This is a genomic window from Enterovibrio makurazakiensis, from assembly GCF_050336585.1.
Classification (GTDB): Bacteria; Pseudomonadota; Gammaproteobacteria; order Enterobacterales; family Vibrionaceae; genus Enterovibrio; species Enterovibrio gelatinilyticus.
Window position 1 is genome coordinate 73,331 of the sequence record NZ_JAKJSE010000031.1, and the last position, 10,614, is coordinate 83,944.

General features: G+C 44.1%; 9 protein-coding genes and 1 pseudogene. 7 read left to right on the top strand and 3 right to left on the bottom strand.

Features of this window, described 5'->3' with window-relative positions:
- Positions 1-144 precede the first annotated feature (144 nt).
- A complete protein-coding gene (locus L4D06_RS21400; protein WP_274166235.1) occupies positions 145-834 on the top strand; it encodes a hypothetical protein in 690 nt (229 codons plus the stop codon).
- 9 nt (positions 835-843) lie between these two features.
- On the opposite strand, the gene L4D06_RS21405 is transcribed toward L4D06_RS21400, so the two are convergent.
- The gene (locus tag L4D06_RS21405; RefSeq protein WP_429741238.1) at positions 844-1,296 is read right to left on the bottom strand and encodes a DUF1353 domain-containing protein; all 453 of its coding nucleotides are present in this window, start codon (positions 1,294-1,296) and stop codon (positions 844-846) included.
- 233 nt (positions 1,297-1,529) lie between these two features.
- Between L4D06_RS21405 and L4D06_RS21410 the strand changes: the two genes are divergently transcribed.
- The 4 genes from L4D06_RS21410 (at position 1,530) to L4D06_RS21425 (ending at position 8,809) form a co-directional block, all read left to right on the top strand.
- A complete protein-coding gene (locus L4D06_RS21410; protein ID WP_429741240.1) occupies positions 1,530-2,258 on the top strand; it encodes a DUF3047 domain-containing protein in 729 nt (242 codons plus the stop codon).
- 245 nt (positions 2,259-2,503) lie between these two features.
- Positions 2,504-5,347, top strand: a complete 2,844-nt coding sequence (locus L4D06_RS21415) for an ATP-binding protein (RefSeq protein WP_429741242.1) — start codon at positions 2,504-2,506, stop codon at positions 5,345-5,347.
- Between the two features lie 780 nt (positions 5,348-6,127).
- Positions 6,128-7,324 (top strand): EAL domain-containing response regulator, encoded by a 1,197-nt coding sequence (locus L4D06_RS21420; protein WP_429741244.1) that lies wholly within the window; start codon positions 6,128-6,130, stop codon positions 7,322-7,324.
- Positions 7,325-7,717: 393 nt separating this feature from the next.
- Positions 7,718-8,809 (top strand): NAD(P)H-dependent flavin oxidoreductase, encoded by a 1,092-nt coding sequence (locus tag L4D06_RS21425; protein WP_429741254.1) that lies wholly within the window; start codon positions 7,718-7,720, stop codon positions 8,807-8,809.
- Here L4D06_RS21425 and L4D06_RS21430 read toward each other — a convergent pair.
- Positions 8,796-9,221 (bottom strand): MarR family winged helix-turn-helix transcriptional regulator, encoded by a 426-nt coding sequence (locus tag L4D06_RS21430; RefSeq protein WP_429741246.1) that lies wholly within the window; start codon positions 9,219-9,221, stop codon positions 8,796-8,798. The two genes, L4D06_RS21425 and L4D06_RS21430, sit on opposite strands and share 14 nt — an antisense overlap.
- 416 nt (positions 9,222-9,637) lie before the next feature.
- Between L4D06_RS21430 and L4D06_RS21435 the strand changes: the two genes are divergently transcribed.
- Complete coding sequence (locus tag L4D06_RS21435; RefSeq protein WP_274166240.1) at positions 9,638-9,961, top strand: DMT family transporter; 324 nt, start codon at positions 9,638-9,640, stop codon at positions 9,959-9,961.
- Positions 9,962-10,022: 61 nt separating this feature from the next.
- Positions 10,023-10,412: a DMT family transporter gene (locus tag L4D06_RS21440; RefSeq protein ID WP_429741248.1), complete on the top strand. Its 390-nt coding sequence runs from the start codon at positions 10,023-10,025 to the stop codon at positions 10,410-10,412.
- 110 nt (positions 10,413-10,522) lie between these two features.
- On the opposite strand, the pseudogene L4D06_RS21445 reads toward L4D06_RS21440, so the two are convergent.
- Positions 10,523-10,614, bottom strand: a pseudogene (locus L4D06_RS21445) (bifunctional 4-hydroxy-2-oxoglutarate aldolase/2-dehydro-3-deoxy-phosphogluconate aldolase); the annotation flags it as partial.

Genomic DNA, 10,614 nt, shown 5'->3' on the forward strand with positions numbered 1-10,614 from the left:
GATTGGCGCGATTTTATAGGATGGTATGGCGAGTCACAATATCGTGATTTTATAGATTTAACCCTCATACCCCATGTCGCACGCTTCCCAAACGGTAATACTGCCACCTACACTTTTTTAGGACTCGATAGACATGAGGTAAAAATGATACGTCGCCTATGGTTGTGTACGGCATTGGTTATGGTCTTAAGTGCTTGTAGCAGTACCAGTCGTCCTTTTGAATTTAAAAATCTCGCCAAATCGGACATGGATTTGATCACGGATATTCATATCATGGAAATCCGCGATTTAGTGCAAGAACTTACGATCAAGCTCTACAAACGAAATCCAAGAGAACTCGCCAAAGTCAGCGACATGACGGTCAATGATCGGCTCGAATCTTTCATGACGGTCAAGCGACCGCAAAATGGCTACGTGGAACTGGGTGGCGTGGATGGGATTAACGCCTTGCATCTTGCTTTCTCAGAGACGTTTAACGGTGACCGCGTGTTTGCCATGATGGTGGGGATCACCGGCATGATAAGCAGCAGCTATAACAACCAACTTGAATTCTATTTGCTTGACGACATAGACCAGCAAAAACTCTATAACAGCGCTCGCAACCTCGAAACCGTTGCATGGTTACTTAACACCCGCAAAAATATCAATGGCGAGCTCATGCTGTTAAGCAATGGCATCGCCGTCGATGGTACACCGAATTACAGCTATGAACGCGTCCTCGGTCAGATGATCGTGATACAAGACATGATGGCGACAATGGTCGCCGATAGTACCAATCGCACCATCAATCAGGTTGTGCATGGCATGGCCTCAATGACGTTCTTTCCAATCTGATAGTTGGTGTTACTTACCGTCGATGATTTCTTTAGGAAAGCAGTACTTACTGACATTTTTTTTGTTTTTAACCAGTTCGTAGAGTGTTCTTAAATAGGCTTTATCATCCTCGTCATTGTCCCAAAAAAATCGCCCTCCAGCCCTCACTGCACTCCAGATCATGTTAGCCCGAAGGTTATCGACGCCATTTTGGCAAAGCAGCGTATAGAGAATGCTATCTGCTTCTTTGCGAGAAACTTGATGGTTGTAAAACAACCAGTCGTGAACCAATGCAGGCATCATAATGTCCGGATGAAAGGGAGTGAAAGTGATTTGCCAAGCCGCAGATGGAATAGTGGCGCCGTCATAGCGAAAGTACTGCGGGACAAGGATATTGACCCCATTAACAGTGATCCCGAAATCCTTCGTAAGTTCATATTTGTTGGTGAGTGCGCTAGGTTTGAGTCTAGGTTGATTGATCATGATGAACCCCTTGCGGCCTGTATAGGATTCTAGAGTATGCAATTGAGAGTACTGTCTTCGTATCAAGGGTGGGAGTTCTTGCGAAATAGACGCTAGCAGAAAGAAACTCTGCGGTTGGTGATGACCGACGTTCGTACAATGGATTTCACAAAGTTTAGTACAACGGTTTTCACAAAGACTAGTACAACGGTTTTCACATCGATTAGCACGACGGTTAGTGCAACGGAGATGGAATGAAATTTATTCCTCCTTACATGTTCATGTTTATACCGTGTTCATCCTTGAATAAGGAGAAAGAGATGGTTCAGCATCGGCACTTGTTCGCTGTGATCGGGGGATTACTATCTTGTCAGGTCAACGCAGATATTGAGCTGGCATTTTTGCCTTTGTCAGAATGGGAGAAAAAGCGCTTTGAAGGTGAAACAGAGTATCAGCTGGTTCAAAATATCCATTTCAATGCTCCCGTGCTTTACGGGCGCAGTGAGGCTTCCGCGTCAGGGTTGATTCGAGAAATGGAGATAGATTTAACGGAGACACCTTGGATTTCTTGGTACTGGAAAGTCTCTGAATCCCCCACTGTGACCAACGAAATCTTCAAAGCACAAGATGACTTTGCTTGGAGGATCGGTGTGACCGTCACGCCCGGACTCACCATGATGAGTAGCGAAACCATCATCTATGTCTGGTCAGCGAATAAAACGCACAACAGTTTTTGGGGTAATCCCTTTTCTCCGCGTTCGTTCAAAATGTTAGCGGCAAACGGCGGTGTTGAAAAAGGAGAGTGGCAGTACGTTAGCCGTAATGTGCGTGAAGACTTTCAGCGTCTTTATGGCGAGAACTATCGAACCTTGAGCGCAGTGTCGATTATGTCTGACAGTGACAATTCCAAGAGTCGAAGCGCAGCATATATGTCGACCATTCGCTTCTCATCATCACCGATCCCGCCTTTCAACTTTCCTTAGCTTCGAACGTAACCTTGCAAACCCATCCCAAATAGGTGGTTCTGATCATGAACTTTCAATGTTCAGCTAACCTTACAGTGAAGAAATATACATATGATATGGGTTGTATAAGGTTTGTTAAGCCGATGTAGGGGGTGACTTAACAGCAGGGCATGTTTTGCTCTATACCCAAACAACCTGAGTCCTTGTCCGCATATTTTGGCCTTGGTGATACATCACTGATGGCCTTGGAAAAGAATAAAGACATGAAGCTGACGACAAAACTCCCTGCGATTTTCTTTCTCTTTGGTGTGATGATCACTGGCATTGTGGGCAGTATGATCTTGATGGGAATAGAAACACTTCAAACAGTGATGCTGGTTGCACTTGTATTACTCTGTACGTTAATGGCATTCGCCCTGGCCCAGCGTATTGTGGAATCGGAACGTCACAGTCCTCTCGATGATGACCAGAAATTTCTGCAGGATATTCAACACCACGCCATCGAATTTTCCGCCACGGGTATTATTGTCAGTGATGCTCGTCAAATAAAAAAACCGATAATCTATGTCAATCAAGCATTTGAAAGACTATCAGGATACGCAGCCAATGATGTCATCGGTTCGAACATCGACATGTTCCACGGTGACGAGTTTTGGTTGAATGCGTCGGCTTCGGTTGTCTCGGATGACCACGGTCAGCCTAAATTTGTCATTAACTTATTGGAAGACAATACTGCGCGTAAAGAAACCGAATTGGAGTTAGTGCGAGCCCAAGAGACGCGAGATGAGCTACTCCGTGGGATGAAATTAGCGTCGAACGCGGGGGGGATTTGTAATTGGTCATTGGATATTAACTCCGGTGAACTGCGATGGGACAAGGCCATGTTTGATCTTTATGGTTTGTCAGACTCCAAGCCTTTAACGTATGAGGATTGGCGGTCATCGGTTCACCCGGATGACGTTGAATATGCCGAAAAAGAAGTCGGTAACGCGCTTGAAGCCAATACTTTGTTTAACGCAGAGTTTCGAATTATTCATGGATTTACTGGTGAAGTGAGGTGGATAAAAGCCGCAGGCGATGTACACCGCAATCCGAACAGTGAGCAATATACATTATTCGGTATTAACCTCGACATTACGGATGAACGTATTCTTCAGAAGAAATTAGAGCAGGAATCCCAAACAGCCTTGCAGGCAAGTGAAGCGAAATCTCGGTTTCTTGCCATTATGAGCCATGAAATCCGTACCCCGATGAACGGAGTTATTGGCATGATTGACTTGCTACGAGAAAGTGAGTTGACGCAAGAACAGCAGCGCATGACCACCACCATTCGGGATTCCTCGTTTTCACTGTTAGATATTATCAATGATGTGCTCGATTTCTCGAAAATTGAGTCTGGCCAAATGGCATTAGAGTACCGAGATACTGATCTCCTCAATGTGATCGAAAAGACCTTAGATCTGCTCAGAGTCAGCGCCCAAGCAAAAGGTGTCACACTGCAAATTCGGCATGATTTTCGTATACCAGCGTTGATAAAAATGGATTCGATCCGTATTCGGCAGGTGTTACTGAATTTAGTGGGCAACGCGATCAAGTTTTCACATAAGCCCGAACGGGAAGCTTCAGTCACAGTGTCTACGGAATACATTGAAGACAATACGTCGTTACGTATTTCTATTGCCGATGATGGTGTTGGCATGACACCTGAGAAAATTAGTAAGCTCTTCAAACCATTCACACAGGCTGATAATTCGACCACCCGGAAGTTTGGCGGTACAGGTCTTGGATTGAGTATTAGCAAATCATTTGTGGAAATGATGAAAGGGCAGATTGCTGTTACCAGCCAACCAAGCTTAGGTAGCACATTCACCATTACGCTACCTTTAAACCACAGTGAGTTTGACGACACCTTGTTACGTGATTATGACTTTAGCGATTACACATTTGTAGTGATGGTTAAAGACAACGACATATTCGAAACGTGCTCGCATATTATCTCTCAGTGCCAGCCAAAACGGGTGATAAGAAAGATGCCTCACTCACTGGATAATCATAGCCGTGTCATTGTTGTTACCTTAAACGAGCCAATGAATATCCATGATCTAACGCTAAAAAATATAGTTTTAGACGCTGAACAGTCTGACGTATCAGGCAGTGTTACCCCTCAGCTTTATTACTTAGGTGGTAGGCCACTTAATCCCAGTGAAATGATTGTTGCTGCCGCAGTGCTATGCGGGTTTAGAGAACCTGACAGCAAGACTGTGGAACATACTCTGTTACGCCATTCGAGCAATAACACTGAAGACTACGATATTGATAAAGACAATATTGTCATTCTGTGTGCGGAAGATCAGCCGACAAATCGCATGGTGTTGGAGCGCCAATTGACCAGTCTCGGTTATCGCTATGAAATGACCTCAAATGGTGTTGAGGCATTGGCAGCGTGGAAGTCGGGTCAGTACCCCATTGTTTTGACTGACTGTCACATGCCGGAAATGGATGGATTTGAGCTGGTGGCTGAGATCCGCCGCTTGGAGGCTGACAAACACCAAAAGACGTTGATGATCGCGATAACGGCAAACGCTTTGGTTGGGGAGGAAGAAAACTGTGAGCAAGCGGGAATGGATGACTATATTGCTAAACCTGTTGAGCTTGAAAAGCTGCGCGCGGTGTTAGCCGAAAATATCAGAAATCACCCAATGAGAACGTTTGCTTCACATGAGAATTTACCACCACGGTCTTCAATACCAGAGACAAATGTAGAGGCCGAACTCATTGATTTCGAACATTTACAAAACGTGATCGGTACGGGTGATAAGAAGATGATCGATGCCGTTCTAAGCATTTTCTGGGAATCACTAATGTCTGATCTAGTTTTATTGGAAAACGCGATATCGGAGAAGGATACTGAGCAGATTGGTGTGCTTGCCCATGGTATTAAAGGTTCAGCTGCATCGAGTGGCGCGCTGCCTTTGAGTGTATGCTTTCAGGAAATGGAAGCATGTAAGGCTGACGTGATAAAGGTTAACCAGCTACTTGCTAGTGTGAAGGGCATGATTGCGGGTATTGAAGAAGTACTTCTTCAAGAAACTAACATCAAGGTGTGACCTTGATTGTGATTGTCATCAGCACCGCGACGACACAGCATCGGCACTTATTAGCTGTGATTGAAGGATTCCTGTCTCGCTAGATTAATGCAGATGTTGAGCTGGTATTTTCGCCACTGTCAGAGTGGGACAAAACGCGCTTTTTGATGAGAACTGACGGACTTTTGGCGCAGGACTGCATATGTGTAGCATTTCACATTTCAAACTTGCCTACACCCAAGTATCTTCAGGCTGCTGAGTATAAGTTGGAAGCGGTACAACCAAAAAAATGAGAGAGACTGCAATTAATCTTGAGGGATTTGACTCAAATCAAAAGTAGCCATTGCAAGGTCTCGATATGTAATCGATTGATTTGGTAACATAGGCTTTCATTCTTTATATAATATAACTGAAATATCACTGTTAACTAAATTATTAATTGATAATGATGGTTATTATTTGACGGCACTTTTTTCACGATTTGAACTGTTTATGAAAGCAGTGTCTGATTTACCCTCATATAATACTGGTATCATATTAATATTATTAATTTATATTTTTCATCTGGTTAAGTGTGATTGTATTCATACTCTCTACTTTATAAGACAAATAGATGTAAATTTTTTGCCCAATTAGTGGATCTCGGCTAATAATTTATGGGAGCATGCGAAAAGTCTGATATAGAATAAATGTCAATACAGTGACTTTATTTGTCGATTCTTAATGAGAAACTCAGAACTTAAAAGATTTTATAGGGACGTTGGGTTGGTGAACCATGTGAGTAACACAAAGACTATCGCTGTGATTGATGACTCTGAGTCTGTGCTGATGCTAATTCGTAGCATGTTGAATCGTCTTGGCTATGAAAAAGTGAGTTGTTTTTCTAGCCCTCAATTGGCCCTCAAAGAAATTAATTATGAAATCGCGCGATATGATGTTGTATTCACAAACTTAGGTATGGTCGATATTGATGGAATGTGCGTTATTCGCGAATTGGGAAAAATGAAATACCGCGGCGCAGTTTGCATTATATCAGATCTTGAAAACCGTGTGACGGAGTTGGCTGCAGAGATTGCAAAACTTCAGTGGATAAACCTTCTTGGGAGCATCCCAAAGCCGATAACTTTATATGCGTTAGAGAGAGTATTAAAAAAGGCAGATACCAAGAGCGACGTCAAATTAGATCAAATTGAACTCATGCCAAAAGACGAACTTATTGAACACATTATTTGCGGTCATGTTGTTCCTTACTACCAACCAAAAGTGAATTTTCTCACCAAGAAGGTTGAAAGTTTGGAGGTGCTTGCGCGTATTGTATTTCCTGAGTCGCCATACTGTATTAGTCCATGCTGTTTTATTAGTACTGCTGTTCAGTACGGGCTCATTGATCTGCTTACTGCCTCAATCGCTGAACGGACCGCACTGGAAATAGATGAGTTGTCATCAATATTTGGTGGTGAAGTTAGCGTCGGGATTAATCTTTCTGCGACGCAATTGGACGATTTGAGCATTCCCAATCGACTCGGGGCGCTGTTTAAGGCGAAAAGCGTTTCTAACTCTCGTGTCACATTAGAAATAACCGAGGAGAGTTCCTTGCAATCTCCTGAGCAGCTTGAGTCTCTCAACCGACTTCGTATGCAAGGATATGGTGTTTCACTGGATGACTTTGGCACGGGATACGCCAATTTCCTCCATTTACGGAATTTACCTTTTACGGAAGTCAAAATTGATAGATCGCTAATTACTAATATTCATCTGGATCATTTTGGTCAAACCATTGTTCGTTCATTAGTGGATTTTACCGTCCAATCAGATTGTGTCATCGTCGCTGAAGGTGTAGAAAAAGAGGAAGAATTGAAGTACCTCATCGAGAACTATCCGTCGATGCTGATCCAGGGCTTTCTAATTTGTCGTCCCAAAACGCTGAATGAATTAGCTGAATGGTATGGCGATTGGCGTTGCGATAATGTGTTAGGCGGCTATGCGCAGTCGAAATAATTGTTACTAGAAACACGCGTTGCGATGGCACTTTTTAGTGCATTTATCACGTTCTTTACCTTTCACTATTCTCCCTTATTTGCTTGTTAATTCACGTTTGTTTGTTTCATCGTAAATCATCGGTGTACCGTCAATTCCTAACTTTTTATTGCGCATAAATTTTGCTTTGTGATTAGAGTAATATACTCAAACATCCTGAAGATGCAGGATTCAGCGAGACTTACAGACGTAGTGATCTAGGCGTCCCTTGCCCATGTAGTGATCTCCATCAAAAAGGGATAATACCGAGCATCTTCTGGTTGATTGGTTATCGTCCACACAGGATTTATGTGTGGTTAACTCAACCGTGCACGAATGCGTGAAGGGAATTCAATGAATAATGGCAATATCGCGATGGGTAAGTGGGTAAAAAAAGCGAGCGTTGATAATACTCACCAGTCATTCAAAGCGTTGCTTGGAACGGATCTTCCTATTATTCAAGCGCCGATGGCGGGCGTGCAAGATAGCGCCCTAGCCATCGCAGTGAGCGAAGCGGGTGGGTTAGGATCTTTGCCCTGCGGCATGTTGAATCTCGATCAAATCGTGAGTGAACTTGAGGTCATCAGTGCCGCGACGACACAAGCTTACAATCTCAATTTCTTTTGTCACCGAATGCCTGCGTTCAATCAACGCCAACATGCCGAATGGCGAGATGCGCTGACGTCATATTTTGCCGAGCTGGATATCGACCCCACAAGCTTGCCAATCACAACCAACCGTTTGCCGTTTAACCATGATATTGCTGATGCCATTGAGTCATATCGTCCGCCGATTGTTAGCTTTCATTTCGGTTTGCCCGATCATACATTGCTGGCCCGCGTAAAAAGCTGGGGGACAAAGGTCTTGTCTTCTGCAACGACACTTCAAGAAGCCATGTGGTTAGAAGCAAACGGCGCTGATGGCATCATCGCGCAAGGCTTAGAGGCAGGCGGTCACCGAGGTATGTTTTTGTCTGAGGACATCACCACACAAGTGGGTACTGCGTCGCTCGTGCCTCAGATAGTCCAGAAAGTGAATCTACCGGTGATTGCGGCTGGTGGTATTGCAGATGGTCGTGGTGTGCAAGCGGCAATGCTATTGGGTGCACAGGCCGTACAAGTGGGTACAGCCTATTTGCTGTGTGCTGAAACCAAAACGTCTACGCTTCACCGCTCAGCGATTCTGAGTGAGCAGTCTCAGCACACTGCACTCACGAATATTTTCACGGGTAGGCCAGCTCGTGGCATCGTTAATCGAGCAATGAGAGAGCTTGGATACATGCAGCCACTCGCGCCAACGTTTCCTTATGCCTCTATCGAGGCCGCTCCCCTCAGGCGCCAAGCCGAGCAGCAAGGACGTGATGATTTCACACCGTTATGGTGCGGACAAAACACCTCAGGCTGCAAAGCGATTTCAGCGGGGGAGTTAACTAAGGCGCTAGGGAAGTATTCTGTCACTCTTCAATAATTTGACGAAGGCAGTCAACGACTTTACTGTTTTCCTCTTCTTGGCTAGCTGAGTCTAACGCCGCTTTGATGTAGCTGGCGTAGTCATTCTCAGCCTGGCTTTGGACTTCTCGGCCTCGCCCAGTTAGTACGGTATAAACACCTCGTTTGTCTTTTGGGCAAAGATCTCGAAGGGTATATCCACCTTTTTCTAGTCTTTCAACAAGGCGAGTGACAGAGCTCTGATTCAACCCTAGAAGTTTGGCGAGTTCTTGCATCCTCAATTCGGCGTCTTCAGCGTTGGCAAGAAGCGTTAGTGCTCGATACTCTGTTAAGCCAAGCCCGTGCTCACGTTGCATCTCTTTTGCTATCTGATTTTCGACGCGATCAACGACGATCTTAACTCTTTGCCACAACGAGTATTGCAATATCATTCTGCGATTCCTAGCGATTATGCGTAGGGACTTGCTTGCCCCAACGTTGCTTTCATTTTAAGTATGTATATACATGCAAAATCTTAAAATCTGAGTATAACAAGCGGTAATAATTTGTGAAATGCTCCGCACTGCAAAACAAATCAATCAAAGTAAAACCTCGTGCTATCTCTCTTTCTTGTCGCGATCAAATGTTTGGATTTGTGCGGGAAAACAAATTAAATTCTTAATTTTTAATGAGTTAAATAAAAAATAGCATAACAAAAAACCAACTACCTATAAGTGTCCATCAACAAACACTCAACTACTTGTACGTGCAAGTATCTTGACAGCATCATTGCGTTATTACTAATATGCTTGCACATGCAAGTAAATGTATTGCGTGAAAATTGTTATCTGATAGGGAGAAAAGAGACATGTTGAGTTGGTTATATCTTGGAACGGCGGTCATTTTTGAAATTGCCGTTGCTATTTCGGCAGGAAACGCAAAAGGATTTACTCATCCTAGTTGGACGGCGGCGACGCTATTGAGTGGCGCCGTCGCGACTTATTTTCTCAGTTTAGCGTTACTTGAATTTGATGTGGGTATTGGCTATTCAATTTGGACATCCACGGCAGGAGTGGGAATCGTCATTTTGGGCGCTTTATTTTTCGGTGAGCGACTTGGAGGGAAAAAGCTCTTGGGTATCGCTCTCGTTATTGGTGGTGTTATTGGTTTGCGAATGAGCGGTGCTGCGTAATCGCCACCATATTGACCCATTTAGCCACAATTGTTCATTCATGATTTTAAAGGAATAAAAAATGACGTCGAAAACGAAGAAAGTAAGCACCACATATGCTTGGGCAATGCTTCTACTTGCTGGGGTATTTGAGATTGGTTATGCGTTGAGCGTAGCAGGGAGTGAGGCATTTACGATTATCAATTGGTCTGTTTCAGCGGTCGTCTTCTTCCTGTTGACGCTTTACTCACTGAGTGTTGCCTTGAAATCTATAGATGTCGGTATCGGTTATGCCGTATGGGCGGGTATCGGTGCAATAGGTGCCTCTGTGTTTGGAGCAATCGTATTCGATCAAACCTTGTCTCTTCTTCAAGCATTCTGGTTATCTGTCATTATTCTTGGGGTTGTTTGGTTAAAGCTCGCTAGCAGTGAAAAAGCGCAGGTTGAACCGTCCCGTTTGGTATCCAACTAACAAACTGTATAGATAGAGACTGGTGGTGGTCATCAACTATCGCCAACATCAAAAAGCCCGTCTTAAAGACGGGCATACAGACAGACTAGAAAACGAAAGGAGGAAGAAAATTAGCGCGTGTGTTCGACCGCTTCGCGGACAAGGCGACCAATCTCATCCCAATTACCCGCTTCAATCAGTTTAGGCGCGACCATCCAAGTAC

Coding starts and splice junctions, on each gene's coding strand:
- L4D06_RS21400 (WP_274166235.1), top strand. CDS start 145: ATGATACGTCGCCTATGGTTGTGTACGGCATTGGTTATGGTCTTAAGT.
- L4D06_RS21440 (WP_429741248.1), top strand. CDS start 10,023: ATGACGTCGAAAACGAAGAAAGTAAGCACCACATATGCTTGGGCAATG.
- L4D06_RS21435 (WP_274166240.1), top strand. CDS start 9,638: ATGTTGAGTTGGTTATATCTTGGAACGGCGGTCATTTTTGAAATTGCC.
- L4D06_RS21405 (WP_429741238.1), bottom strand. CDS start 1,296: ATGATCAATCAACCTAGACTCAAACCTAGCGCACTCACCAACAAATAT.
- L4D06_RS21430 (WP_429741246.1), bottom strand. CDS start 9,221: ATGATATTGCAATACTCGTTGTGGCAAAGAGTTAAGATCGTCGTTGAT.
- L4D06_RS21415 (WP_429741242.1), top strand. CDS start 2,504: ATGAAGCTGACGACAAAACTCCCTGCGATTTTCTTTCTCTTTGGTGTG.
- L4D06_RS21410 (WP_429741240.1), top strand. CDS start 1,530: ATGAAATTTATTCCTCCTTACATGTTCATGTTTATACCGTGTTCATCC.
- L4D06_RS21425 (WP_429741254.1), top strand. CDS start 7,718: ATGGGTAAGTGGGTAAAAAAAGCGAGCGTTGATAATACTCACCAGTCA.